Annotated in this window: 31 protein-coding genes, 1 tRNA gene and 1 pseudogene; all 33 read left to right on the plus strand. The window is 68.0% G+C overall.

Annotated elements, in window-relative coordinates:
• Positions 1-9 precede the first annotated feature (9 nt).
• Positions 10-282, plus strand: a complete 273-nt coding sequence (locus GGR16_RS08535; RefSeq protein ID WP_183316249.1) for a hypothetical protein — start codon at positions 10-12, stop codon at positions 280-282.
• An 11-nt stretch (positions 283-293) separates the two neighbouring features.
• A complete protein-coding gene (locus tag GGR16_RS08540) occupies positions 294-518 on the plus strand; it encodes a hypothetical protein (RefSeq protein WP_183316250.1) in 225 nt (74 codons plus the stop codon).
• Positions 515-1,123: a regulatory protein GemA gene (locus GGR16_RS08545; RefSeq protein ID WP_183316251.1), complete on the plus strand. Its 609-nt coding sequence runs from the start codon at positions 515-517 to the stop codon at positions 1,121-1,123. Before GGR16_RS08540 ends, GGR16_RS08545 begins: the two co-directional genes overlap by 4 nt.
• Positions 1,120-1,683 (plus strand): MT-A70 family methyltransferase, encoded by a 564-nt coding sequence (locus GGR16_RS08550; RefSeq protein WP_343059616.1) that lies wholly within the window; start codon positions 1,120-1,122, stop codon positions 1,681-1,683. The genes GGR16_RS08545 and GGR16_RS08550 overlap by 4 nt, the downstream gene beginning before the upstream one ends.
• Positions 1,680-2,090, plus strand: coding sequence for a helix-turn-helix domain-containing protein (locus tag GGR16_RS08555; RefSeq protein ID WP_183316252.1), 411 nt, complete (start codon positions 1,680-1,682; stop codon positions 2,088-2,090). Before GGR16_RS08550 ends, GGR16_RS08555 begins: the two co-directional genes overlap by 4 nt.
• 93 nt (positions 2,091-2,183) lie before the next feature.
• On the plus strand, positions 2,184-3,185 hold the full coding sequence (locus GGR16_RS08560; protein WP_183316253.1) for an ABC-three component system protein: 1,002 nt from the start codon (positions 2,184-2,186) through the stop codon (positions 3,183-3,185).
• A complete protein-coding gene (locus GGR16_RS08565; RefSeq protein ID WP_183316254.1) occupies positions 3,173-3,688 on the plus strand; it encodes an ABC-three component system middle component 2 in 516 nt (171 codons plus the stop codon). Before GGR16_RS08560 ends, GGR16_RS08565 begins: the two co-directional genes overlap by 13 nt.
• A complete protein-coding gene (locus GGR16_RS08570; RefSeq protein WP_183316255.1) occupies positions 3,685-5,550 on the plus strand; it encodes a coiled-coil domain-containing protein in 1,866 nt (621 codons plus the stop codon). Before GGR16_RS08565 ends, GGR16_RS08570 begins: the two co-directional genes overlap by 4 nt.
• 243 nt (positions 5,551-5,793) lie before the next feature.
• Positions 5,794-6,648 carry a peptidoglycan-binding protein gene (locus GGR16_RS26515; RefSeq protein WP_183316256.1) on the plus strand — a complete coding sequence of 285 codons (855 nt, stop codon included), beginning with the start codon at positions 5,794-5,796 and terminating at the stop codon, positions 6,646-6,648.
• Positions 6,645-6,935, plus strand: coding sequence for a hypothetical protein (locus tag GGR16_RS08580; protein ID WP_183316257.1), 291 nt, complete (start codon positions 6,645-6,647; stop codon positions 6,933-6,935). The genes GGR16_RS26515 and GGR16_RS08580 overlap by 4 nt, the downstream gene beginning before the upstream one ends.
• Positions 6,932-7,324, plus strand: a complete 393-nt coding sequence (locus GGR16_RS08585; RefSeq protein WP_183316258.1) for a hypothetical protein — start codon at positions 6,932-6,934, stop codon at positions 7,322-7,324. Before GGR16_RS08580 ends, GGR16_RS08585 begins: the two co-directional genes overlap by 4 nt.
• A gap of 201 nt (positions 7,325-7,525) precedes the next feature.
• Positions 7,526-7,855, plus strand: coding sequence for a DUF2730 family protein (locus GGR16_RS08590; RefSeq protein WP_183316259.1), 330 nt, complete (start codon positions 7,526-7,528; stop codon positions 7,853-7,855).
• Positions 7,852-8,151, plus strand: a complete 300-nt coding sequence (locus GGR16_RS08595; RefSeq protein ID WP_183316260.1) for a VpaChn25_0724 family phage protein — start codon at positions 7,852-7,854, stop codon at positions 8,149-8,151. The genes GGR16_RS08590 and GGR16_RS08595 overlap by 4 nt, the downstream gene beginning before the upstream one ends.
• 2 nt (positions 8,152-8,153) lie before the next feature.
• Positions 8,154-8,729, plus strand: coding sequence for a DUF3486 family protein (locus GGR16_RS08600; protein WP_183316261.1), 576 nt, complete (start codon positions 8,154-8,156; stop codon positions 8,727-8,729).
• Complete coding sequence (locus tag GGR16_RS08605; RefSeq protein ID WP_183316262.1) at positions 8,722-10,452, plus strand: terminase large subunit domain-containing protein; 1,731 nt, start codon at positions 8,722-8,724, stop codon at positions 10,450-10,452. Before GGR16_RS08600 ends, GGR16_RS08605 begins: the two co-directional genes overlap by 8 nt.
• 192 nt (positions 10,453-10,644) lie before the next feature.
• A pseudogene (locus GGR16_RS26575) lies at positions 10,645-11,652 on the plus strand (phage portal protein family protein); the annotation flags it as partial.
• A 590-nt stretch (positions 11,653-12,242) separates the two neighbouring features.
• Positions 12,243-13,448: a phage head morphogenesis protein gene (locus GGR16_RS08615; protein WP_183316264.1), complete on the plus strand. Its 1,206-nt coding sequence runs from the start codon at positions 12,243-12,245 to the stop codon at positions 13,446-13,448.
• A gap of 151 nt (positions 13,449-13,599) precedes the next feature.
• A complete protein-coding gene (locus GGR16_RS08620) occupies positions 13,600-14,577 on the plus strand; it encodes a phage protease (RefSeq protein ID WP_183316265.1) in 978 nt (325 codons plus the stop codon).
• A 33-nt stretch (positions 14,578-14,610) separates the two neighbouring features.
• The gene (locus GGR16_RS08625) at positions 14,611-15,012 is read left to right on the plus strand and encodes a hypothetical protein (RefSeq protein ID WP_183316266.1); all 402 of its coding nucleotides are present in this window, start codon (positions 14,611-14,613) and stop codon (positions 15,010-15,012) included.
• Between the two features lie 5 nt (positions 15,013-15,017).
• A tRNA-Met gene (locus tag GGR16_RS08630) sits at positions 15,018-15,092 on the plus strand.
• Positions 15,093-15,114: 22 nt separating this feature from the next.
• The gene (locus GGR16_RS08635) at positions 15,115-16,008 is read left to right on the plus strand and encodes a Mu-like prophage major head subunit gpT family protein (RefSeq protein ID WP_183316267.1); all 894 of its coding nucleotides are present in this window, start codon (positions 15,115-15,117) and stop codon (positions 16,006-16,008) included.
• 42 nt (positions 16,009-16,050) lie between these two features.
• Positions 16,051-16,326: an HI1506-related protein gene (locus tag GGR16_RS08640; protein WP_183316268.1), complete on the plus strand. Its 276-nt coding sequence runs from the start codon at positions 16,051-16,053 to the stop codon at positions 16,324-16,326.
• A 177-nt stretch (positions 16,327-16,503) separates the two neighbouring features.
• Entirely contained in the window at positions 16,504-16,938 is a 435-nt protein-coding gene (locus GGR16_RS08645) for a DUF1320 domain-containing protein (protein ID WP_183316269.1), read from the plus strand.
• Positions 16,935-17,417, plus strand: a complete 483-nt coding sequence (locus tag GGR16_RS08650; RefSeq protein ID WP_183316270.1) for a phage virion morphogenesis protein — start codon at positions 16,935-16,937, stop codon at positions 17,415-17,417. The genes GGR16_RS08645 and GGR16_RS08650 overlap by 4 nt, the downstream gene beginning before the upstream one ends.
• Positions 17,414-18,001, plus strand: a complete 588-nt coding sequence (locus GGR16_RS08655) for a hypothetical protein (protein ID WP_183316271.1) — start codon at positions 17,414-17,416, stop codon at positions 17,999-18,001. Before GGR16_RS08650 ends, GGR16_RS08655 begins: the two co-directional genes overlap by 4 nt.
• Complete coding sequence (locus GGR16_RS08660) at positions 17,998-18,525, plus strand: hypothetical protein (protein ID WP_183316272.1); 528 nt, start codon at positions 17,998-18,000, stop codon at positions 18,523-18,525. Before GGR16_RS08655 ends, GGR16_RS08660 begins: the two co-directional genes overlap by 4 nt.
• Positions 18,525-18,797: a PAAR domain-containing protein gene (locus tag GGR16_RS08665; RefSeq protein ID WP_183316273.1), complete on the plus strand. Its 273-nt coding sequence runs from the start codon at positions 18,525-18,527 to the stop codon at positions 18,795-18,797. Before GGR16_RS08660 ends, GGR16_RS08665 begins: the two co-directional genes overlap by 1 nt.
• A gap of 10 nt (positions 18,798-18,807) precedes the next feature.
• Positions 18,808-19,014 (plus strand): hypothetical protein, encoded by a 207-nt coding sequence (locus GGR16_RS08670; protein ID WP_183316274.1) that lies wholly within the window; start codon positions 18,808-18,810, stop codon positions 19,012-19,014.
• Positions 19,015-19,018: 4 nt separating this feature from the next.
• Positions 19,019-19,414, plus strand: coding sequence for a GPW/gp25 family protein (locus GGR16_RS08675; RefSeq protein ID WP_183316275.1), 396 nt, complete (start codon positions 19,019-19,021; stop codon positions 19,412-19,414).
• Positions 19,414-20,295, plus strand: coding sequence for a baseplate assembly protein (locus GGR16_RS08680; RefSeq protein WP_183316276.1), 882 nt, complete (start codon positions 19,414-19,416; stop codon positions 20,293-20,295). Before GGR16_RS08675 ends, GGR16_RS08680 begins: the two co-directional genes overlap by 1 nt.
• Positions 20,295-21,404: a phage tail protein gene (locus tag GGR16_RS08685; protein WP_183316277.1), complete on the plus strand. Its 1,110-nt coding sequence runs from the start codon at positions 20,295-20,297 to the stop codon at positions 21,402-21,404. Before GGR16_RS08680 ends, GGR16_RS08685 begins: the two co-directional genes overlap by 1 nt.
• 9 nt (positions 21,405-21,413) lie before the next feature.
• Positions 21,414-24,662, plus strand: coding sequence for a DUF4815 domain-containing protein (locus GGR16_RS08690; RefSeq protein ID WP_183316278.1), 3,249 nt, complete (start codon positions 21,414-21,416; stop codon positions 24,660-24,662).
• Positions 24,663-24,669: 7 nt separating this feature from the next.
• The coding region (locus GGR16_RS08695) for a pyocin knob domain-containing protein (protein WP_246372861.1) at positions 24,670-25,910 on the plus strand (1,241 nt) is incomplete at its 3' end.

Genomic DNA, 25,910 nt, shown 5'->3' on the forward strand with positions numbered 1-25,910 from the left:
GAGGCCGCGATGCAGAAGGTCTTCGTCATCCAGGCCATGGGCATCCGGCAGGCCGGGCTCGTGGCGCGCCTCGACTATCGCGGCGGCACGCGCTGCAAGGTGCGCATCCAGGGCGCCCGCATGCCGCGCCTCGTCGATCCCGCGCTCGTCTTCGACGACGCCGAGGCGGCGCGCGAGGCGTGGCGCGATGCCCGGCGCCATCGCCAGTCACTGGAGAAGGCCGGCCGGCACCTGACCGTGACGGAGGCCGCGCTCGATCTCGCCCGCCAGCTCGCTTCTTGAAGGAAGGGACGATGCCCCGCGTCACCGCCAACATCGCCGCGCCACCGCCGCTGCTCGTGTGGGAGGAGCGGCGGCACATCGACCGCATGCTCGCCGAGCGTGAGGAACTGCGGCAGCGCATTGCCCGTCTTCCCCTCCATTGCCACCGCCGGATCGTCCTGCAGGCGCGACTGGAGCAGCTCACCTTGCAGCTCGTCGCAGCCGAGGTCGCCCTCAATGCGAGGCCATTGCCATGACGAAAGCTGTCCCCTCCAACGACCGCATCACGCCTGCGCAGATCTGCGCGCTACAGGCCTGCCGCCGGAAGGCCGGCATGACGGATGAGGACTATCGCGCGTGGCTCGATGCGCGCGCCGGCGTCTTCTCGACGACGGAGCTGAGCCGCACGGACGCGGCCCGTCTGATCGATGAACTGAACGCCCGTGCCCCGCGCCGGTCGCCGGCCGCGACCGTCTCCGGCCTCTATGCCGGCAAGCTGCGGGCGCTGTGGATCTCCGGCTGGCACCTTGGCGTCGTCGCCGAGCGGGATGATCGGGCGCTGCTCGCCTTCGTTCAGCGCCAGACAGGTGTGACGCACACCCGCTTTCTGACAGATCCAAAAGAGGCTTCAAAGGCCATTGAAGCCCTCAAGGCGTGGCTCGCCCGCGAGGCCGGCGTCGCATGGCCGGGTGACCGTTCGGACGTGACCGGTGCCAAGCGCGCTGTACTGCGCGCCCAGGCGCGGCTGCTCGCCGGCCGGGCCGACATCGATATGCCTGTCGTCAATGTCGCCGCCGAGCAACTGGACGCCACCATCGCGGAATACGGTCGTCTGATCCGCCAGCGCAGGGGGCGCAAGTGAGCTGGCCCTTCGGAGAGCTGCGCCCCCTGTCCATGGACGTGATCGTCGCCGATCCGCCCTGGGATTTTGAGAACTGGTCGCAGGCCGGCACAAGGAAGGGAGCGGACCCGCATTACGGCGTCATGCCGCTCGACGAAATCGAGCGCCTGCCTGTCGGCCAGCTCGCCCGCGGCGACTGCCTGCTTTTCTTGTGGGCGGCCGGCTGCATGCTGCCGCAGGCGCTCGGCGTTATGCGCGCGTGGGGCTTCCGGTTCGTCTCCGAGATCGTTTGGCACAAGGTCACGCGCAACGGCAAGACGCGCATGGGCACCGGCTACCGGGTGCGCACCATGCACGAGCCGGTCCTCGTCGGCGTCATGGGCTCGCCGACCCATCGGCCGCTTCCGAGCTATTTCGCCGGCGTTGCCCGGCAGCATTCCCGCAAGCCTGAAGAGTTCTACCGCCTCGTCGACGCGCATGTGCCGGCCATCGGCAAGCTCGACCTGTTCTCGCGTCAGAGCCGGCCGGGCTGGCAGGCCTGGGGCGACGAGACGGGCAAGTTCGATCAGGAGGCAGCATGACGCGCCCCGGCTGGCCGGACCTGCCACAGTTGCTGTCAGAGATCGCGGAGGTCGCTGGCATCAGCGCCGCGCTCGCTATCGCGGAAGCAAAGGGTGGTCAGGAGGTGTTCATTGCGGGACGTCTCAAGAAGGACAACTGGCTCGTCCAGGCGGTCGGCCTGGAGAAGGCGCGATTAATCAGTGACCATTTCTGTTCTGGCCGGGCGCGTCTGAAGGTAACGATCCCGTTGGGACCGACGGGATCCTATCTCGCCGAGCGGCGGCGACGCGCCAAGGCAATGGCGGAGGCCGTCGAGGCCGGGGTATCCGCTAATGACATCGCCCGCGCGGCCGGTGTCACCAACCGGTCTGCGCGCAGGTTTCGAGCCCGAATGCGCAAAGATCGCGATGTCGACCTTCTGTTCTAGGTTCGGGATCCGCACCCAGGGCACATTCTGCCGCCATCTTGCCACATTTGCGATGAGACGGCATGATCGAGGCTCTGCGATCCGGGGCAACAATTGCGCATCAACTACGCTATCCAGATCCGTGCTCTTCCCGCGGATCGTCTGGAAGACTTCGTTAACGACTGGCTAGCCCAGCGTTGCAAGGACTACGACAGTCACGAACTATGGCGCGGCACGGGCGACCTGGGCCGCGACGTCACGGGTTACCTTACTGCGAAGCGGATGGAAGGCCCGTGGGATAACTACCAGTGCAAACAGCTCAGCAAGATGCTCTCCGAACGCTCAGCCTTCGTCGAGCTCGGTAAGATCTTCATGCATTCGGCGGCCGGCGAGTACTCGTTGCCGCGCTCCTACACCTTTGTGGCACCACGCGGCGTCGCCCGGGCCGTGCAGCAGTTTATCGCCCATCCCGAGCGGTTTAGGACGGCCTTCCTCGACCGGTGGGACACTGATATCGCCGGCCGGCTTGTCGAGAACAAGAACATAATGCTTACCCTCGAGATCGAAGCCAAGATTCAGGCGTTCGATTTCACCCAGATCCATTGGCTCGACGCGGCGCGGCTCGTTGATGACCCTGCCTGCAAGCCCGCGCTGGTCAAGTGGTTCGGGGAAGATCCTGGTCCGTCGCCGCGAGGCGTAGTCCCCGTCGAGATTCAGGCCAGCGAGTCCGCCTACATCGGCCAACTCCTTCAGCTTTACGAGGAAGAGGGTCCAGGGGCCTACCCCGACGCCGCGGCGGCATTGGCCTGTCCCAAGTGGGGCACGCACCTGCGCGACCAGCGGACGCGCTTCTTCGATTCCGTAGCGTTCGACCGGTTTTACCGAGACTCAACGCCCGAGGGCTATCTCGTCGCATTCAAGGATGAAATCTACCATGGTGTCGTGGAAACCCATGGCGACAATCACCCAAATGGCCTAGCAAGACTCCGCCAAGTGATGCGGCAGGCAGCGATCCTGCAACCGTCTGGCATCCTCGGCAAGCATGCAGGTCCGCAGGTCAAGCAGGGGACCTGCCACCAGTTCGCGAACGAAGGACGTCTGCCGTGGCATCGCTAGAGGACAGGGTTTCACGCGCACACCCCTTTAACAGCACCCTTGAGACGGGCATCCGGGCGCTAATCGTGCTCGAAGCCCTTTATCCGCGCCGCTGCGACCTGATTGAGATGACCTGGCTTGACCACCTTGTCGTCCATACTGGCGACATTGACGGCGAGGACGCACCAGAAAGCCTGCACCCGGACCTGCCAAACCGCGTCGGTGAGCTCCTCGTACGCAGGCAGCTGGTCGAACGAAGCCTGCGCATAATGCATCAGGTGCACCTGGTGGAAGTGTTCGAGACGGAGTCTGGCATCGAGTTCTGCGCCAGCGAGGAAGCGCCAAGCTATCTTGACCTGCTGCAGGCCCCTTACTCACTTGCCCTCAAGCAACGAGCCAAGTGGATGGCGAACCGCTTTGCCGGGTTAGAGACCGCCGAAATTCGGGCGCTGATAGAAAGCCGGATCGGACGCTGGACCGCCGAGTTCCGGGCCGATGAGACGCCCACGGGACTGTCTGCATGACTGGCATCCGGCTGCGCCACCTCGTCTTCACCGGTCCCAACACCCAGCCTGCCGAACTCAAGTTCGACGACGGGCTCAATATCATCTATGGCGCTTCAAACACCGGCAAGTCATTCACCGCGAAAGCCATTCTGTTTATGCTGGGGGTTTCCAAGAGCCTACCTGAGACTGAGGAAATCGCCTCTTACGACGCTGCCTGGTTGGGTCTTACGCTGCCCGACAGCCGCGATGTCACGCTTTACCGCGCTACGAGGGGCGGCCACTTTAGGCTCTATGAAGGTCTAATAAAGAGTGCCGGCACCGCTGACGGCGAGACGCTGCGTCAACAGCACGATTCCAAGCGCACCGATACGGTCTCGCACCTGCTGCTCGACGCGATGGGGCTTGCTGGCAAGCAAATCGTGCGCGACGGCAATGGCGCAAAGGACACGCTGTCCATCTACCTACTGTCGCCCTATGCCGTTGTGTCCGAGCAGGACATCATCGCCGAGAGGAGCCCCATCTTTGCCTCGGGAACGCCATCTAAGCGCACATTCGAGCAAAATCTCTTCAAGCTCCTCATCACCGGCATCGATGATTCCGCAGCTGTAACGGTCCCGAAGTCCTCAGAACGCAAAGTGGCTAAGGCCGCCAAGCTCGAGCTGGTGGACGAGATGATCGCTCAGCTCGATGCCGAGCTCGGCGAGGACCCGCCCAAAGAGAAGGAAACCGAGGAGCAACTCGACAGACTCGACCGGAGTGCCGAAGGCCTGTTCGCCCGGCTGCAGAGTGCCCAGAAGGAGCTGGATAGTCTCGTTAGCGAACGGCGAAGCTCCACCGATCGTCTCCGCGAGTTGCAGGAACGGGCGGGCGAGCTCGACCTGACGCTGCAGCGCTTCGCCAAACTACGAGCGGTCTACAGCTCAGACCTGCAGCGCCTGCAGTCGATTGAGGAAGGCGGTTACGTGCTCGTGGCGATGGCCGGCATGGACTGTCCGGTGTGCGGCGCCCCACCCGAGACTCAAAAACACAATCATGCAGCCGAAGAAATCGCCATGGCCCACAAGGCTGCGGCCGCTGAAGCTCGCAAGATTGAGCTCGAGCAGCGGGAGTTGGCGCAGACCATGACCTCGCTCGAAGCCGAAGCCGTCGACCTCCGCGGGACCATCAGCCAGCTCAAGGCCGAAATCAAAGAGCTCGAAACAAAAATCGAGGAAGCACGTCCACGTGAGGCCTCGCTACGAGAAAATTATGAGACGTACGTCTCGGAGCGAGTGGAGATTACTAAAGTCCTCGGCCTCTACCAGCGTCGTGCCAAGCTCGTCGCCCGACGGGCCGAAATCGACGCCGAGCCAACCAAGCGCGAAGACGATGCGCCACCGGTCGGCCCAGACTCGACCACGTTGTTCAAATTCGCCGAGACGGTGAAGGCTGTGCTAACCGCCTGGCACTTCCCCAACGCAGACAAGGTTCAGTTTGACGGGAACGCCAACGACATAACCATTGCCGGCAAGAGCCGAGCCGCCAACGGTAAGGGTGTCCGGGCGATCCTCCATGCCGCCTTCAACGTCGCTGTCATCGTCTATTGTATCGAGAACAAGCTGCCGCACCCGGGCTTCCTCGTCCTCGACACCCCACTGCTCACTTATCGCGAGCCGATGACCTCACGGCATGGCGAACTGTCCCAGGACGAGGCGGCGCTCAAGGCGACCAGCCTCGCTGAACACTTTTACGAGCATCTCGCCAGCCTGAAGAGCGAGGTGCAATTCATTGTTATCGAAAACTCGGATCCGCCCGCTGCCATTCGTGACCTGGCCCGGATCGAAACGTTCACCGGCCTTGAGGGGAACGGTCGCTTTGGCCTGCTCGCAAGGAGCATCTAATTTCGCTGCGTCGACCTTGTGAGGTTGGCAGTCGATCTTTGTTTGCTTACGCACGAGCAAGCCTGCCCACGTCGGCTACGGCTGGTCTCAAAATTCCACCGATCAATAAACAACTAACGTCACCCCGGACGCGCGTCCGGGGCCGCTTCCAGCGCCGTTTTCGGGATCGTCTCCATCATCCCGAGGCCGGACACTCTGTCAATCAGGCCTCGTCGAGACATCCGAACTCGAGCCGGGGGCCACGTGATTCACGAGAGCCAGATCAGGGCCATTGCGCCGAACGCCCGCGACGACGTCGTCGCCGTCGTGGTGCGCGACGGCGCCCATGTGCTGACCAGCACGCGCATCGACACCCCGCTGCGGCTGGCGCACTTCCTGCCGCAGACGGCACACGAGAGCCGCGGCCTCACGCGGCTGGAGGAAGATCTCAGCTACAGCGCACCGCGCCTCATGGAAGTGTGGCCCAAGCGCTTTCCGACCCTCGCGTCGGCCACGCCCTTCGCCCGCAATCCGCGGGCGCTTGCGAACCGCGTCTACGGCGGCCGGATGGGCAATGTGGATCCCGACGACGGCTGGGCGTTCCGCGGGCGCGGGCTCATCGGCCTCACCGGCCGGGCCAACTACCGCCACTACGGCCGCAGGATCGGTGTGGACCTCGAAGAGGACCCGGACCTCGCGGCCGAGCCTGGCATCGCGTTCCGGCTGGCAGCATCGTTCTTCGCCGAGGCCGGCTGTCGCGAGGCGGCGGATGCCGACGACGTCGTCGCGGTCACGCGCCGCATCAATGGTGGCACCAATGGGCTCGACGATCGCCGCCAGCTCACCGCCATCGCCCGTGCCATCTTCCTTCCCGGCGAGCTGCCCGTGCGCACCCTGCGGTCGGGCTGCGCCGGTGTCGACGTGCGCCTGCTCCAGGCCGAGATGGTCGAGCTCGGCATCGAGATCGGCATCGACGGACAGTTCGGCCCGCGCACCGCGTCCGTCGTGGCGGCGTTCCAGCGGCGCGCGAACCTCTCCGCCACCGGCATCGTCGATGCGGTGACCCGCCGCGCGATCGCGGATGCGCTCTTCCTGCAGCGTCACGGTGGCGACGCATGAGCGAAGGGCTCATCAAGCCGAAGCGCCATTTCACGCGCGGGCTGACGATCGGCACGCTCGTGCCGGCGTGGACGTGCATCGCCTGGGCGATGTGGCTCGGCGATCGTATGGCCGAGGCCGTGGTGCCGCCCATGATGATGCTGATCGCCGCGACCCTCGGCGTCTACCAGGGCGTCGGCCATCTCGACCTGCGCGGCCAGTTGGGCGCCGGCCGGCGCGGCCGGCCGCCCTACGACCGTGACGACAGGTTCGACCTCGGCCGCCACGACCGGGAGCAACAGCCATGATCGCCGCCATCGGCACCTATCTCGCGCAGCGCCTCGGCCGGGCGGGCGCCATCGCCCTCGCGGTTGCGGCGCTCCTCGCTGTCGCCGGCCTCGGCGCGTGGCGGGCGACGGCCACGATCGAGCGCCTGGTCAACGACGCGGCGACGCAGGCGCGCGCGGCGCGGGATGCGCATTGGCGGGCCGAGATCGAAGCGTCCAACGCAAAGGTCGCGGCCATGCGCCTGCAGCAGGTCGAGGCAGCCATGCAGGCCGAGAAGTCTCTGCGCGACGCGAAACAGCAGTTCGAAGCGGATTTGAAGGAGCTGGAGGAGGCAAATGCGGCCCTTGCTGGTGGCGATGATGGCGGCCTGGGGCGCGATCGCGTCCGGCTGCTCAACGGCGCCCGGTGATCCCGTGATCCGGACGGAGCTGGTGCGGCCGAGCCTGCCGCCCGCCGCGCGCGAGCCGTGCCCGGCGCCGGTCCCACTCCCCGATCGCAGCATCACCTCGGGCGAGGTGACCCGCTGGTGGGGCCGCGATCGTGCCGAGCTGCGCGCTTGCGAGCAGCGGCGCGCCGCGGCCGTCGCCGCTATCGACGGGAGCGCCTCCCCGTGAGCGAGCTGATGATTTTCATCCAGGCCTACGGCGGGGCGCTGGCGCTCCTCGGCTCGATCGCGGTGATCCTGCTCTCTTCGAAGTTCGTGACGCGCGACCAACTGGCCGCGAGCAACAAGCGCATCGACGACATCGAGGACCGGCTCATCACACTGGAAGGTGAGATGCGCCACCTGCCCGACAAGGACGTCTCCCACCGCATGGAGCTGGCCATCAAGGAGATGCAGGGCGACATCAGCGTGCTGGCCGAGCGCCTCAAGCCCGTCGCCGAAATCAGCCGGCGGCTGCAGGAACTCTTCCTCGAACAGGCGAAGGGCAGATCATGAACCTGATGGACCGGCTCATCCGTGAGGAGGCGCGCCTCATCATCCTGCGCGCGCTCGACGAGCAGGCCGACCGGCGCCTCAACAGCGAGCTGCTGCGCCTCGCCCTCGAGTCGTTCGGCATCACCAAGACCCGCGAGTGGGTGCACGAGGAGCTGCGCTGGCTCGCCGATCTCGGCGCGGTGGCCGTCGTCGAGGCCGGCACCGTGCGGGTGGCGAGCCTCACCTCCAAGGGCGCCGACCATGTCGCCCGGCGCATCGTGATCGAGGGCGTCAAGCGCCCCTCGCCGGAGGCCTGATCATGGCACGCGGACGCGGCCGCCTGTCGTCGATCGACCTTCTGCCGCCCGAGGCCGAGGAGGATGTCGCCTGGGCATTCGCGCAGCTGCGCGAGCGCAAGATGACCCAGGAGGAGATCCGCGAGCAGCTCAACCTGCGGCTCAAGCTCAAGGGCATCGACGCGATCAGCTCCTCGGCGTTCAACAGGGCTGCGGTGCGCACCGCGCGCATGGCCCACCGCCTGGGCGAGGTGCGCGAGATCGCCAGCGCCCTTGCCACGAAGTTCGAGGATGGCGGCGACGAGAAACTGACGCTGCTCGTCAGCGAGACCATCAAGAGCCTCGTGTTCGAGCTGCTCGAAAACGCCGGCAACCTGAAGGCGACGCCGCTCACGGCCGAGATGGTGGCGAACCTCGCCACCGCCGTCGCCTCGGCCGAGCGCGCGAAGAAGATCTCGGCCGACACCCGCAAGATCATCGAGAAGGACTTCCGCAAGAAGGTCGACGATGCCGTCGACAAGGTCGGCGCCTTCAAGGGGCTCAGCCCGGAAGCGAAGGAGGACTTCAAGCGCGAGTTGTTCGGGGTCCGCGATGGCTGACGGGGACATCCTCAAGGCCGCCGGCAAGGCGATCCGCAAAGGCCTGCGCGACGGGATCACGACGGCCGCTGCCGCTTCGATCGCCATCACCGCCGCGACCGCCGACATCACGGCGCGGCCGACACGCGACGAGTGGGTATTCATCCGCACCCAGCAGGGCCGCGCCACCGCGGCCGACTGGCGCGAGACCACGGTCCTGCTCGGCTATCAGGCCCGCATCGTCCTGGCGTGCGAGCAGTACGACGTCGTTTTCGTCGAGAAGAGCCGGCGCACCGGCGCCACGTGGGGTGCCGCCGCCGACGCTGTCCTGCGCTCGGCGAGCCCGCGCAATAACGGCGGCATGGACACCCTGTACATGGGAACGTCCCATGACATGGCGAAGGAGTTCATCGACGCCGCCGCCATGTGGGCGCGCCTGTTCGAAAAGGTCTGCGCCGGCATCTCGGAGACGATCTTCGACGACGGGTCCGAGAAGGGCATCCAGGCGCTCAAGATCGATTTCGCGTCGGGCTTCTCCATCGTCGCCCTGTCGTCGAAGCCGCGTTCGCTGCGCGGCCGGCAGGGCTTCGCCATCCTCGACGAGGCCGCCTTCGTCGACAACCTCGCCGAGTTGCTGAAGGCCGCGATGGCCTTCCTCATGTGGGGCGGCAAGGTGCTGGTCATCAGCACCCACAACGGCGCCGACAATCCGTTCAACCAGGTCATCACCGATATCCGCGCCGGCCGCGTCAATTACGGCCTGGTGCGCTTCGACCTCGACGATGCGCTTCGTGACGGGCTGTTCGAGCGCATGTGCCTTGTCAATTCGCACAAGCACGGCGAGTGGACCCCGGAGAAGGAGGCGGACTGGCGCGAGAAGCTCGTCAGCGACTATCGCGATGGGGCCGACGAGGAGCTGTACTGCATCCCGAGCCAGGGCTCGGGCGCGTGGCTGCCGTCGCCCCTGATCGAGGCGCGCATGGTGGATGCGCCGATCCTGCGGCTGTCGTTCCCCGAGTCGTTCGCCCTGGAACCGGAGCACATCCGCAAGGCGACGGTGCAGCGCTGGATCGAGGAGGAGCTGCTGCCCGTAATGCGGGCGACGCTCGATCCGACGCTGATGACCGGGTTCGGCATGGACGTCGGCCGCCACCGCGACCTCACGGTGATGTGCCCGATGCAGATCAGCCGGCTGATGCGCCGCGTGGTGCCGTTCATGGTCGAGCTGCAGCGCGTGCCCTTCCAGCAGCAGGAGCAGATCCGCGACGCCCTCGTCGCTGGCCTGCCGCGCTTCATCGGCGGCCGGACGGACGCCACCGGCATCGGCGCCAGCCTCGCCGAGAGCGGCATGCAGAAATTCGGGCAGCGCATGGTCGAGGTGAAGTTCTCGACCGAATGGTACCGGGTCGAGATGCCGCCGGTTAAAGCGGCCTTTGAAGACGACATGATCGCCGTTCCAAGGGACGCCGAGGTGTCGGCGGACCTGCGCGCCTTCAAGGTCATCAAAGGCATCGCGACCTTGCCCGCCCTGCGTACCACCACGGCCACGGGCGGCACGCGGCACGGCGACGCCGGCATCGCCATCGTGCTCGCCTATTCGGCGACGCGCCAGCCGTTCGAGGCCTACGGCTACGAGAGCGCCCAGCCGGGCGCGGACGCGGAGTACGAGCGGCGCCGGCGGCTGCGCCCGGTCGATTCCTATCGCGACAACATGATGCCCGGCCGGAACGACGGCCTTTGGTGAGGTGCGGTGATGGCTGACAAACCCGGGCTGGTCGACTGGACCGGCGTCCCTATCCGCAGCCGGCGCGAACTCGAGCGCGAGGAGGCCGTGCCGAGCGTCACCGGCATCCAGCACAGGTTCGACGAGACCGTCGCCTCCGGCCTGACGCCCGCCCGGCTGGCGTCGTCCCTGCGCGATGCCGCCGCCGGCGACATGTACGACTTCCTGACCCTCGCCGAGGAGATGGAGGAGCGCGAGCTGCACTATCGCTACGTGCTGGAGACCCGGAAGAACGGCGTCACATCGCTCAACGTCCAGGTCGACCCGGCAAGCGAGAACGCCCGCGACGTCGAGATCGCCGACTTCCTGCGCAACGAGTTGGTCGAGACGCCGGCCTTCCAGCAACTGCCCGACATGCTCGTCGACGGTCTCGCCAAGGGCTATTCCGTCGTCGAGATGGTCTGGCGGACGGGCAACCGCTGGGTGCCGGAGCGGTTCATCTGGCGCGACCCGCGCCTGTTCCACTTCGACCGCGAGACCCGGCGCGCGTTTCGCCTGCGCATCCAGGCCGAACCGGACGGCCGGCCGCTCACGCCGCTGAAGTACCTCACGCACGTTCCGCTCCTGAAGATGGGCCTGCCGGCGCGCAACGGGCTCGCGCGCATCGCGGCCTGGGCGTTCATGTTCAAGAGCTTCAGCATGCGGGACTGGGCGCAGTTCCTCGAAGTCTACGGCATGCCGCTGCGCCTCGGGAAATACGGGCCGGGCTCGTCGAAAGAGGACCGCGCCGTCCTGCTCGCCGCCGTGCGCCGCCTCGGCCGCGATGCCGCCGCGATCGTTCCCGAGGGCATGAACATCGAGTTCGTGGAGCCGAAGGGCTTTTCGGACCGACCGTTCGAGGGCCACGCGCGCTTCATCGACGAGCAAATGTCGAAGCTGATCATCGGCAAGCCCGGCGACGGCACCGCCTCGTCCCGTGCCGGCGAGGAGACGCTCGACAAGGTCCGCATCGACATCAAGCGCTCCGACACGCGGGATCTGCAGCTGACGCTCATGCAGCAGCTCATCATCCCCGTGGTGCAGCTCAACTTCGGGCCGCAGGTAGCCTATCCCAAGGTGCACTTCCCGATCCCCGAGCGGAAGGATTTGCAGGTCTGGTCGAATGCGGTGACCTCGCTCGTCGACCGGGGGCTCGAAGTCGAGCAGTCCCAGGTCTACGACGTGCTCGGCCTGAAGGAGCCGGCCAAGGGCGCCAAGCTGCTCACGGCCGGGCAGGCTCGCGCCGCGCCCCAGGTGCCGGTGGAGAAGGCCAGCGCCATAGGGCGCGCGGGAGCGCGCCCGTCTGTGGATGGGGACGCCCCGCCGGGGCGCGGGGCTATGCCGTCCCGCTATCGCCTCGACCCGCGCGTGTGCCCGGCCTGTGGCCCGGCGCGGCTGCAGGCGGACGGCGGCGAGGACCAGGACGAGATCGACGCGCTCGTCGCGGCCGAGCTGGACGGTTGGCGCCCGGTCATGGATCCGATCCTGCAGGCCGTCCGCGCGGCGGCCGAGGACGCGCGCGACTATGACGAGTTCCTCGCCTCCCTCGACCGGCTTGACGGGCAGCTGCCGGTGGACGGGCTCGCCCGCCGGATCGCGGTCCTGAACATGATCGGCAGGGGGCGCGGCGATGCGGGAGAGGAGTGAGGGGCGCAGCGCCGCCGTTAAAGGGGTTTTGAAGCCCCTGGGGGCGCCTCTTCGGGCCGGCGCGCCCATCGGGCCGTCCCGGAAGTCCTCGCGCGCCGGTGGGCGCCCGTCCGGCGGGGCCGCTCATGTCGCTTGACGACCTGTTCAACCAGGCGCCGAAGGAGGTCGTCGAGTATTTCGACCGGCGCCCCTCGCGGCCGTCGTTCCGGTGGTCCGAGTGGTCGCCGCGCGAGCACGCCCTCGGCTATACCGTTGCCCGCACGGCCGGCTTCGACGTCCTGGACGACATCCGGGCGGCCACGCGGCAGGCTGTGGTCGACCGCATCCCCTTCGAGCAGTTCCGTGCACAGCTCGAGCCGACGTTGCGCGCCAAGGGCTGGTGGGGCGAAAGGCGCGTGCGCGATCCACGCACCGGGCAATTGGTGAAGGCGCAGCTCGGTTCGGTGCGGCGCCTGTCCCTCATCTACGACGCCAACATCCGCTCGGCCGAGGCGGCGGGCGACTGGATCCGCATCCAGCGCACCAAGGACGTGCTGCCGTATCTCGAATACATGACCTCGTTGTCGGAGCGGAAGCGACCGCTGCACCTCTCGTGGGTCGGCACCACGCTGCCGGTCGATGACAGCTGGTGGGCCACGCACTACCCGCCCAACGGCTGGCGCTGCAAGTGCCGGGTCCGAAGCCGGGCCGCGCCGCGCGAAGGCGCCTCGACCGAGCGCCCGCCCATCAATCTCCAGCCCTGGACCAATCCCGCCACCGGAGAGTCGCGCCTTGTCCCGGCCGGTATCGATCCCGGCTGGGAGAGCAACCCCGGCCGGACGCGCGAGCGCATGGCGAGCCGCCGCCTTGTCGACCGGCTCGATCGTATGGGCGACGAGGCCCGGCGCGAGACGATCCGGCACCTGCGGGCGGATCCGGTTTTTCGCTATGTCACGGAGAACGGTGCAGGGTTTGACCATGGACGCCGGTTCGAGCCTGATCAGGCGCCGGCCGGGCGGCTGCGCTGGCCGGTGGCCGCGCTCGGCGACGAGCTGGCGGCGATGCTCGGCACGAAGAGCCGCACCCTCACGTTGAGCGTCGCCGACGCGGCGAAGATCCGTGAGAAGCATCCCGAGACGACAGCCTTCTGGCCGATCGTGCAGGAGGCCATCGACAATCCGGACGTTGTGGTGACCGGCCCGAAGCTGGTGCTGTGGCGTCGCGTTGCCGGCATCCCGTGGAAGATCGCCTTGAAGGCGAGCGCTTCGGGCGAGCTCTTCCTCAACAGCGTTTACCGCGGTCGCGAAGATGCCTTTCAGAAGGCTCTGAAAGCGGCGGGGAAAGAGGGATAAGCGGTCGGTAGGTCGGCACCCCTACACGTCACCTGGACGGCACTCCATGGCTCGACCGCTTCGGAAAGGTAACATCGGGCGAACCGGATAGCAAACGCCCCGGACGTGCGTCCGGGGCCTTGTGTTCCGCCAGCTTCGCCATGGTGCCCTCATGCCGAAGCGAACTGCAACCCCCCGTGACGAAATTCTCCCGGCCGACCTGATCGCCGGCGGCGTGGCCTTCGAGGTTGTCACCGCCGCCGCGGACGGCGAGGTCACGCTGCCGGAGTGGATCCAGCTCACGCCGCGCGGTCGCGTCACGGCGCGGGACGGACGGGTCTTTGCGTTCGATCCCGAGCGGCTGGCCGCCGGCTTCACGGCGGGCGGGCTGAAGCTGCCGATCGACTTCGACCACGAGACCGAGTTCACGATGATGCTCGGCGCGAAGCCGGCGCGTGGCTGGATCGTCGCCGTCGAGGCACGCCCCGAGGGGTTGTTCGGCCGTGTCGAATGGCTGCCGGATGCCGTCGAGGCGCTCCAGGCACGCCGTTATCGCTACATCTCACCCACCTTCTGGCGCGAGGAGGACGGCATGACGGCCCGTCTCCTCAAGGGCGCCGCCCTCGTCACCTCGCCGGCGCTCGGCATGCCGGCCGTCGCATCCGCTCATCTGGAGGACCCAATGCTGAAAGAGCTGCTGGCGGCGCTCGGCCTCGCCGACACCGCGACCCTCGACGATGCCAAGGGCGCCATCGCGCGCCTGTCGGCCATCGATCCCGACAAGTACGTGCCCAAGGAACAGCACGAGGCGACGGCGGCGGCGCTGGCCCAGGCGCAGGCAACCATCGCGGCCGCCAGGGATGCCGCCGAGGCGGCCCGCTGCTCGTCCCTGGTCGACGAGGCCGTCACGGCCGGCAAGATCGCCCCCGCCGCCCGCGACCACTATGTCGCCCTCGCCAGAGCGAACTACGACGCCACGAAGGCGGCCATCGACGCGATGCCCGTGGTCGTTCCGCCCGGCGTGGATCCCGCGACCGCGACGGCCGATCCCAGCACCGGCGCCGCGGGCCAGCTCAGCGACGCCGAGAAGGAGATCGCCGCCAAGCTCGGCATCGAGCCTGCCGCGTTCCTCGCTGCCCGCCGCGTCTGACGCCGCGACCATCCGCAACCGGAGCCTGCCCCGATGCCCCTCGCCAAACCCCGCAACACCATCACGCGTGCGCCTGATCTTCTGGTCATCCCTGTCGCCGCAGCCACGGTCATCCAGCAAGGCGCCCTCGTGTGCGTCGACGGCGGCCATGCGGTCCCCGGCGCCACCGCCGCGGAGCTGACGGCGGCCGGCCGGGCCGAGGAAACCGTCGACAACAGCGACGGTGCCGCGGGCGCCAAGGCGATCACCATTCGCCGCGGCGTCTTCAAATGGAAGAACGCCGCCGCGGATCCCATCGGCCAAGCCGACCTGCTGGCCGACTGCTACGTCGTCGACGACGAGACGGTCGCCAAGACGGACGGGGCGGGCACGCGGTCCAGGGCCGGCAAGGTGCTCGACATCGAGCCCACCGGCGTCTGGGTCGAGACCCTCTGAGCTTCGGCGGGATAGCGCAGCGGTAGCGCGCCGGGCTCATACCCCGGAGGTCGGTGGTTCAAATCCACCTCCCGCAACCACCCTTCATCGTGAGGACGGACCATGGACATCAATTCGGCCAACCTGCGGGCGCTCACGACGGGCTACCGCGCCAACTTTCAGGCGGGCCTCGGCGCAGTGCAGCCCATGTGGGGCCGCTTCGCGACCGAGGTGCCGTCCACCACGTCGGAGGAGCTGTACCCGTGGCTCAACCAGATCCCCGGCATGCGCAAATGGATCGGCGAGCGCCAGATCAAGAACGTTGCCGACTCGAGCTACCGCCTCGTCAACGAGGACTGGGAGGACACGGTCTCGGTCGGGCGCAACTCGATCCTCGACGATCGATATGGCCTCTATCGCCCTCTGATGGGCATGCTCGGCGACGCCGCAGGCCGCCAGCCGGACGAACTGATCTTCAGCCTGTTCAAGCAAGGGTTCACCACCAACTGCTTCGACGGCCAGTTCTTCTTCGACACGGACCATCCGGTTCTCGACGCCAACGGCTCATTCGTTTCCGTCTCGAACGTCCAGGCCGGCACCGCCGAGCCGTGGTTCCTGCTCGACACCCGGAAGGCGCTGAAGCCGCTGATCTTCCAGAACCGGCAGGCGCCGGTGTTCGCAGCGCTCGACAACCCGGATGATCCGAACGTCTTCATGAAGAAGGAGTTCATCTACGGGGCGGACAGCCGCAACACGGGCGGCTTCGGCTTCTGGCAGACGGCCTTCGGCTCGAAGGCCGATCTCACGCCGGCGAACTTCGCCGCCGCCTTCACGGCGATGACGCTCCTCAAGGCGGACTACGGCGCGCCGCTCAGCATCACGCCCGACGTCCTGCTCGTCGGCCCGAGCAACCGCTCGAAGGCGGAGGCCATCGTCAAGAAACAGAACCTCGCGGGCGGCGAGTCGAACCTCGATTACGGCCGCGTCGAGCTGGTCGTGGCGCCCTGGCTCGGCTGATCGCCGGGCCAGCCCTTCCCCGATAGTTCGCAAGGTGACCCGATGAGCGCGAAACCCAACAGCAAGCAGGCTCCGGCGGCCGGCGCCGAGAAGGCGCAAAAGCCCGCCGAGGCCATCGGCCCGACCAAGCCCGAGGGCCTCCATGTGATCGTGTCGGCGGTGGCCAAGGAGGGCCGGCGCCGTGCCGGCATCGACTTCGCCCATGCCGGCACCCCGCTCGCCCTGGACGATCTCACCGAGGCGCAGTGGGAAGCGATCCTGGCCGACCCCCAGCTCACTGTGCGGCCGGCGAAGAACCCCGACCCCGACGAAGACTGAGATCCCGAGCGAAAGGAACCGCGGGCAACGCAGCGGGACAAACCGGAGCGTGAAGGCCGGGCCGCTGGGCGGGAGTTCCGAGTAGGCGCGGCCTCGACGCGGATCGAGCGGACCAAGCCGGGAGAGGAGCGGCCGAGCCGGTGGAAAGCCGGCACCCACCATTGCGGAGGTATTGCGGTGTACGCGAGCCGGCAGGACATCGAGGCGATCTACGGCGCGCGCCACCTTGAGACGCTCGTGCCGGCCGACGTCGACATCGACGTCGCGGTCAGCCGCGCCATCACGGCCGCTGCCGCCATGATCGACCCGTACCTGCGCAAGCGGTACCGGCTGCCGCTTCCGGTCATCCCGGCCATCATCCAGCAGTGCGCCATCGACCTCGCCTGCTGGCAGCTGGCGCCGGCCGCCGACCGCATGTCCGAGGAGATCGAGAAGCGCGCCAAGATCCGCATCGCCTTTTTGACGGCCCTGGCGGACGGCAAGGTCGATATCGCCGAACTCGAGGCGGCGCAGATCTCGATCGGCGGCGGCCCGAACTCGGCCGAGACGGATAGCGGCGCGGCGTTCTTCACGGACGAACGGCGCTGGCCGACCGGCGGGGGGCTGCTGTGAGCGCGCTGACCGTCCGCCTCGACCTCTCCGGCTTCGGCACGATCGAGGCGGTTCTCGCGCGTTTGAACCCGCTTCAAAGCGAGACGCTGCTCGAAGCGCTCGCCCGGCTCATCCGCGAACAAACGGTCGATCGGCTGATCTCGGGCGGGCCGGCACCGGACGGCTCGGCCTGGAAACCGAACGCCGAGCGGCGCACGCCGATCCTCCACCGCACCGGCGCGCTCGCCCGCTCCATCGACTACGCCGTCTCGGGCAACGCGGCCATCGTCGGCTCGGGCCTGGTCTATGCGGCCATCCACCAGCACGGCGGCGCCATCAAGCCGCGCTCGGCCGGTGCGCTCGCCTTCCGCATCGGCAACCAGTTCATCATGACCCGCAAGGTCACCATGCCGGCCCGACCCTACATCGGCCTGTCGGTCGAGGATCGCGCCGAGCTGGTCGCCGCGGCCGTCGGCTATCTGCGGAGGCTCTTCCAATGAGCCGCGTGGCCGCACTGCTCACCGCCGTCGCAGGCAAGCTGCGTGCTGCGCGAGACGAGGCGAACAGGCCCGTCTTCACCGAGGTGCGCGTCGAGCTCGACCGCTACGACCTCGCCGACCTGGTCAACGATTCGACACGCGCTCCGACCGCGCGGGTGTGCTTCATGCGCAGCAAACCGGTGAAGCGGGAAGACGGCGGCCTGGACCTCGACGTCTCCGTCGCCATCGTCGTCGTCGCCGGCCGGCAGGGGCGCGCCAACCCCGAGCTGTCGTCGGCCGACCTCGCGGCGCTCGGCCTCCTCGATCGCTGCACGGTCGAGTTGATGTTCGATCCCTATGTCGGGCTCGGCCAGCTGCAAGCCGCCGACATCGGCGACCAGCTCGTCGCCGTCTCCGAGCAGAGCAACAAGCACGCCGTCGCGATCGCGCTGCTGGAAGCGAAGTGGCGCCTGCTCGACGTCCATATCGCGCGGCCGGCCATCCAGGCGGCGATCGAGACCGGTCGCAATCCGTGGACGCCGGACGGCATCGCCATCGGCGACGGGGAGCCGGAGCCGCCCCGCACGGCGGGAGACGGAACATGAGCGGCGGCGAGCGGGATCTGCGCAAGCGCGTCGCGGCGCTGGAGCGCCGGCTCGGGGCGCTCCTCCTGGTCGGCACGGTCGAGGAGACCAGGGGCGCCCAGGTGAAGGTGCGTTTTGACGACGAAGGCGCCGCCGGCGGGCCGTTCGTCTCGCCGTTCCTCGCCCAGGCGGCCTCGGCCGGCAAGAACGGCCAGGGCGTCTCGCGTTACACCCGCATGGGCAAGGGCGAGCCGGCCATCGTCATGTCGCCCGGCGGGGAGATCGGTGCGCACTCTCGTGTCCTGCCCGGCGGCCACGTCGAGGATTTTCCCTCACCCGGCTCGGCCGAGGAGCACGGCGAGATCATCACCATCGGCAACGCCACCATCGCCATCAAGGATGGCGAGATCCAGCTGCAGGTCGCCGACACGGTGTTCGTCGTCACGGCCGAGCGGATCGAGCTGAAGCGGGGCGCCTCCTCCTTCGTGCTCACCGATGCCGCCGTCACGCTCACGGCGCAGCAGTTCCGCGGGGTGAAGGCCTGATGCCGGGGATCGCGGTCAAAGCCCTCGACGTCGCCGGCGGCGCCCAGCTCGCCGGCGGGCAGGACTGGTTCTCGGTCGAGGGCCAGCTCGTCGTGCTGCGCGGCGACCCCGTCACGCCGCACCTGCCGCTCGTACCGCTGCACACCGCTCCGATCATGGCGCAGGGATCGCCCTGGATGAGCATCGACGGCGTGCCGGTCTGCCGGGCCGGCCATCTCGCCAACTGCGGCCACGCCACCACCGGGCGGGGCTGGTTCCTGATCGACGAGTGAGGAGAGACGCATGTCCGAGACGAAGCTGTTCCGCACCACGGACAAGGCAGGCTGGTGGGTCGCCGGCCGGAAGATCCCGGCCGAGAAGATCGACGGTGCCGTCCGCCCGAAGGTCGGCCATGAGCTGCGCCTCACCGAGGCGGAGGCGAAATACGAGCTGCTGTCCGGCGTGATCGAGCGGCCGGCGGCGACGCCGACCACGAAGCGCAAGGATTGATCCCGTGCGGGTGGGCATGGATGCGCAGACGGGGAAGCTGCTGACTGGCTGGGATCATTGCGTCCAGTCGATCGGCAAGATCCTCACGACGCGCGTGGGTCAGCGGGTGATGCGCCGCGCCTTCGGCTCGGCCGCGCTCGACCTGCAAGACCGCAATGCCACGCCCATGAACATCATGCGCGTCTATACCGCCATCGCAGCGGCCCTGCGCCAGTGGGAGCCGGGCTTTCGCCTCAAGACGATCCGCCTGACCCGCGCCGGTGCCGATGGCGTCTTCGCCTTCGAGATCAGCGGCATCTTCTATCCGAACGGCCACCTCGGCGATTACAGCTTGAGTGAGGAGCGCGACGTGACGCTTGCCGCCGATACGGGCTTGCGCCTCGTGAGGGAGGCGGCCTGATGGGCATCACCGCCATCGACCTTGCCGCCCTCCCGCCGCCCCAGGCGATCGATGAGCTCGAGTTCGAGATGCTCCTCGACGCGGCGACGCAGGAGTTCACGCGCCGCTGGGAGGAACTGCGGCTCGCCAAGCCCGAGCTGCCGTCGGTCAACACGGTCCTGCTCGAGTCGGAGCCGGTCACGATCGCGCTCCAGACCGGCGCCTATCGCGAGCTGCTCGTGCGCCAGCGCATCAACGAGGCGGTGCGGGCGAGCCTGCTCGCTTTTGCGAAGGGCTCCGATCTCGACCATCTCGCCGCTTTCTATGACGTCGTTCGGCTTCCGGGCGAGCTGGACGATCGCCTTCGCCTGCGCGTCATTCTCGCCATCCAGGGCCGCTCGACCGGTGGCACCGCGCCTCGCTATCGGGGCGTCGCCCTGGCCGCGTCCCTGCGCGTGGCGGATGCCCGCGTCTATCGGGTCGGCCGGGATCCGACCATCTTCGTCGCCGTCTACGCTACCGACAACAGCGGCGTCGCCGATGCCGCGCTTCTTGCGCAGGTCTCGGCCGCGTTGAACGACGACGAGGTGAGGCTGATCAACGACACGATCGTCGTGCGCTCCGCCATCTTCAACGTCGTCGACATCGTGGCCGACGTCTGGTTGCTGCCTGATACGCCCGACACGGTGCTCGGCACCCTGTCGGCATCCCTGCGCGAAGCATGGATGACGGAGACCGGGCTCGGCTTCGACCTGACGCTCGCCTGGGCGACAGCACGTCTCATGCGCACCGGTGTCTACAAGGTGCAGCTCCTGCAGCCCGGCGCCGACGTGCGGGCCGAGCCGCACGAGGCGCTCGCCATCGGGCAGATCCAGCTCAACAACCGGGGGCGCGACTACTGATGGAGCTGCCCCACCTTCAGCCGGACAGCTCGACCCCGCTGGAGCGTACGCTCTCGGCATCGACGGACGTTTATGAGCGGGTCGGGGCCAATGTAACAGCCATGCGGCGGCTGAAGCTCGGCAACCCGCCACCGAGCTGGCTGCCGTTCCTCGTCTACGAATACGGGCTCGGCGAGCTGCAGCCCTATGTTCCGAACCTGTACGAGCTGATCGACGAAGGCATCGACTGGCAGCGGGTCCGCGGCACGCCGGCGTCGATCAGCCGGGCGCTCGCCTGGTTGGGCTACGGCGCGGCTCTCGACGAAGCGCCGCCGCGCCGGCGCTTTTGGAACATGCTGCAGCTGGCGCTCAACCGGGTGCGGGATGACGAAGCCGACCTTATCCGCATCGATGGCGTCACGACGCTGTCCCTGCCGAAGCGCTCGACGTTCTGGCGCGGCTATCACGGCTACGACGTCCGGGCGCTGGAATGGGGCCGCACGCGCTGGGGGCAGACGCTCTGGAGCGCCTATTCGGGTGCTCGCATCCCGCAGTCGGACGTCAAATGGTCGTTCGGCCGGCCCTACGACATCGACCACGCCATGACCCAGGCCGAGCTGCAGGCGCTCGGCGTCTGGATCGAGCCGACCGGCGAGGTCGAACTGGGCTGGGACGATATCCCATGGCCCGATGCGCCCTGGACCTCGGACGCCGAACACGCACGCTCCGTCGCCATGCTGGCGGCCGTACCGGCCGGAACCGCCTGGGCCGTATTCCGCGACGCGGACGGCGCCGTCATCGGCTATCGCCGCGCGCGCGCTCGCTGGCCCGTGCGGCCGGCACCCGGCGGCATCTATGCCATCGGCAGCAACCGATATGCAGTCGAGCTTTCCGGTGCCACGCGCCTCTATGTCGAGGCCATGACCGATTTCGGCGACGGCTTTGGCTCGACGGCATTCAGCGTCGGCTTCGTTCTCTCGGCTGTCCCCGCGGCCGGCTTTGCGCCCGGCGCCCGGTGGCTGCCGGCAGGCGGCATCGTCCCGGCCGGGCCGGTGGTCGCCGAAACCCCTGTCTCCATCGAATTCGGCCGCACCGTGCGCGAGCGCGTGCGGGCCGTCCTGCGCTTCTGAGGAGCGACCATGTCCCACGAGCATCCTTCCGGTGTCCCCGGCGCCTACGACAGGTCGGCGGACCATCCCGATTGGGCGCGCGTGGTCATGCGCGAGGACCGCATCGCCCAGGCGGCGGAGATCAACGAGATCCAGTCGCTCGGCGAGCGCCGCGTGCGCCGCATCGGCAACCTCATCGCCAAGGACGGGGACCGCCAGGAGGGGGCCGATATCATCGTCGATACCGAGGCCGGCACCGTCTCGCTCACCGCCGGCCGCATCTACGTCGCCGGCGATGTGCGTCCCGTCGAGGCGGCGGTGCTGACCGACGTGCCGATGACCGGCGAGGTGCGCGTCGGCGTGCGCCTGATTGGCACGGTTGTCACCGAGGACGATGAGCCGTCGCTGGTCGGCCTGCATCCGGGCACCGAGGGCGAGGGCGAGCCCGGCGCCGCGCGCGTCGCCGAGCACCTCGTGTGGGCGCTTGCCGATGACGAGCAGCCCGGCGAATTCATCTCGGTCTACGTGCTGCGCGACGGCACCGTCATCGACCAGATGCCGCCGCCGGCGCTCACCGGCGTCATCCAGCAGATCGCCCGCTACGACTACGACGCCCTCGGGCACTACATCGTCGACGGCTGCGAGGTGACGCCGCTCGGCCGCATCGGCACGGATCAGGTCTATTCGATCGCGGCCGGCACGGCCAACATCAGCGGCTTCAAGCGGATCAGGGAGACGGCGCTGCGCTATGCCGTGCCCGAGGATCCCGACCTCGAGCCGATCGCGGCCGAGCCGCACACATTCACCGGCCCGACCGGCGGCTCTTCCATCGTCGCAGTCTCCCGCCCGCCGATCGCGGCCGTCACCTCGGCCATCGTCGTCAAGCGCGTCACGGAGACGCTCGTGCGTGGTCCGGTGGCCGGTGGCACGGATGCGTTGCAATTCCCGGCGGTCGTAGAGATCGAGAGCATCGTGCAGGGTGGCACGACCTTCGCACCGTCCACCTATGCCCTTGCCGGCGATGGCGTCTCCTGGGCGCCCGGCGGCGCCGAGCCCGCGGCGGGATCGTCCTATCAGGTCACGTACCTCTACAACGTCGCCGTGGTGCCGGACAACGTGACCGACCGCGAGGTGACCGTCTCGGGCGGCGTGCAGGGCCGGCCGGTGCTCGTCTCCTACACGTCCAAGGTGCCGCGGATCGACCTGATCTGCATGGATATCATGGGCCGGGCGGCCTATGTGCGCGGCATCAGCGCCCGCAACGGCGGCCTGCCGCCCATCGCGCCGACGTCGTTGCTCAAGCTCGCCGAGGTGCACCACACCTGGTTCGGCGCGCCGACCGTCATCAACAACGGCACGCGCAACTACACTTTCGACCAGCAGCGGCGCCTGTTCGGCCGGCTGATCGACGTGCTGGAGACATTCGACCGCTCCGAGGCCGAGCGCGATATCCTTGCCCGCGAGCCGGTCGCCAAGCGCGGCATCTTCACGGACGCGTTCGTCGACGACAGCTACCGCGACCAGGGCGCCGTGCAGACGGCCGCGATCAACCGCGGCGTGCTGCAGCTCGCCATCGACAATGTGCTCATGCAGCGCGCCGGCTCGGCCATCGAGACGCTGCCGTGGGCAGAGGAGGTTGTCGTCAGCCAGCCGCTGCGCACCTCGTCGATGAAGATCAATCCGTACATGAACTTCACGGCCATGCCGGCGGCGCTCGTGCTGGAGCCGGCGGCGGATTTTTGGACGGAAGTGCAGACGCAGTGGACCTCGCCAGTAACGCGGGAGTTTACCGCAGCACCGGACACGCCGCCCGGCTCCACCACCATCAACGAGGTGGTGGAGATCCAGCGCAAGCAAGCCGAGTTCCTGCGCCAGATCCCCATCCAGGCGACGATCGAAGGTTTCACGCCCAACGAGAACCTGTCGAAACTCACCTTCGACGGGGTCGACGTGAAGCCGCCCGGCACGCAGACGACCGGCCCGGACGGGCGGCTCATCGTCTCGTTCTCGATCCCGGCCAACATGCCGGCCGGTCGTCGCCTGGTGCGGGCAGAGGGCGCCGCCGGCGGCTTCGCTCAGGCGATTTTCGTCGGCGAGGGCACGGTCGACGTCAACACCATGCGCCGCGTCACCCTGGTGACGCGTGCGGCCCCGGATCCGGTGCAGATCACCAACATCACCGTGGTCAACCAGATCACCAACGTGGTCGTCAATCCACCGGTCAATCAAGGGTCGGGCCCGAACGAAGGCAGTGGTGAGGGGGGCTCGTCGGATCCGCTTGCGCAGCCCTTTACCCTGCCCGAGCCGCGTATGCTCGCCGGCGTCAACTTCCGGTTCACCGCCATCGGCAACCGCGCCAACGGCGTACGCGTGCAGCTCTCCACGGTCCTCAACGGCTATCCGACCAACGAGGTGCTCGCGGAGGCATTCGTCAACATGCAGACGGTCGAGGTGGGCCAGCTGGTGGAAGCGCGCTGGCGCACGCCGGTATACCTGCCGGCCGACCGCCAGTATTGCTTTGTCGTCCTGACGGCCGACGCGGAGCATGCCGTGGCGATTGCCCGCCTCGGCGACGTCGATCCCGTCACCCAGCAGCGCGTCTCGTCGCATCCGTACACCGTCGCGCCGCTGTTCTCGTCCGTTAACCGCCTTGCCTGGACGGCGCACCAGGACACGGCCATGCACTTCGAGCTGGTCGCGGCGAGGTTCACCGCCACGAGCCGCACCATCGACCTGTGGACCGGTGCATTCAGCCAGATCAGCGACGTCCTGGTGCGCGGCACGGTCGACATCCCGAGCGACGCCGCCCAGGCCCGCTACGAGCTCGTCTCTGGCTCGACCGTGATCGCGCTCGCGCCGGGGCAGGGGGTGGCGTTCAGCGAGTTCGTGAGCGGTCCGGTCACGCTCCGGGCCGTCCTGACCGGCACGGCCAAGGTAGCGCCGATCCTCTATCCGGGCACGACGCTCGTCGGCGGGCGCATCCGCACCTCCGGCACCTACATCACCCGCGCATTTGACATGGGCAATGCGGTGCGGGTCGCGGCCCTCTTCGCGGCGCGGCTGCCGGCCGGCTCGGCAGTCGCGGTCCACGTCGACGGCACCGATAACAGCTGGCAGCCGCTCTCGGCCGCCGGGAGCGGCGTGCTCGGCGGCGGCTGGACCGAGCCTCGCTACGAGCGGACGAACGTCACCGCGCTGCGGGGTCGCGTCCGCATCACGCTGACAGGCGGCCCCGGCGCCCGCCCGTCCATCGCCCGCCTGCGCGCCTATTCGGTCTGAGGGTCACATGGCAGACGTCATCGACAACCGCACGCAGAGCCGCAACTACGCCCTGCCGCACCAGAGCAACAAGCTCCGGGATGATGTGGTGCGGCTCATCGAGGCGCTGTCGCAGATCGACGGCGATGTCGGCGCGCTTGTGGCGGCCGTGGCCGGCAAGGCTCCGATGGGGCACGAGCACCAGATCGAGCACATCGTCGGCCTCGTGACGGCGTTGCAGGGCAAGGCGGCCGCCAATCACACGCACCAACTCGGCGCCCTGGAGGGGGTTGACCTCCAACAGGCCGCCAACGGCATGTTCCTCAAGCTGGCGGCCGGCGTGTGGGTGCCATCCTACATCGCCGCCGGCGACATCCGCTCCGGCACCATCGAGGACGCGCGGTTTCCGAGCCACCTGCAAGCGGCCAATGTGCAGGCCATCATCAATGGGCTTGCCGGCAAGCTCGATGTCGCCGGCGGCGCGATCGCCGGCAATCTGACAGTCGGACAGGCGCTGACCTATGGCCGGAACACGCGTCTTCCGGACAACACCGGCCTGAACACGATAACCGTGCCCGGCTGGTATGATGGCCAACTCCTGGATGACGCGCCGCTGCCTGCGGCCAGCGGACGCTGGTGGCACCTTGAGGTTCTCCGGTTCTCAACGTCCGATCAGTACGTGCTTCAGCGTGCGACGGCACTCAATAACAATGGGGGCAGCTGGCTCCGCCTGCGGATCAATGGAACCTGGCAGCCGTGGCGCCAGATCTGGGACGCTCAGACGTTCGACCCGGCATCCAAGCTCAACCTTTCCGGCGGCAACCTGACCGGCCCGCTGATGGCCATCGACCGGCTGGTCGCCCAGGCAACAGCCAACGGCAACGCGCATGTCTGGCTACGCAATCCCGACGGCAAGAACCGCGGCCTGCTGTACTGGGATCGGAATTCCGGCGCCCTTGCGTTGAGGGTCTATGTCGACGACGGCAACGGCAACGATGTGATCGCCGGCACCCTGTCGCTTCGTGTCGACGGCACAATCGACTTCAATGGCAATGCGGTTTGGCATGCCGGCGACAAGGCGACAGCGGCACAGTTCCGCGCGGGCACGGCCAACACGGTGCTGACCTCGGACGGCGTCTGGGCGGCGGCCGGATATGTTGGCCTGTCCGGCGCAGCGGGCTCGACCCTCGCGGCGGGCACCTACGCGCCCAACTTCGGCGCCGGCCTCAACTTCCACAATGTCGTCGCCGGCAACATCACGATCGGCAA

Source organism: Chelatococcus caeni (genome assembly GCF_014196925.1).
In the GTDB taxonomy this organism is placed as follows: domain Bacteria; phylum Pseudomonadota; class Alphaproteobacteria; order Rhizobiales; family Beijerinckiaceae; genus Chelatococcus_A; species Chelatococcus_A caeni.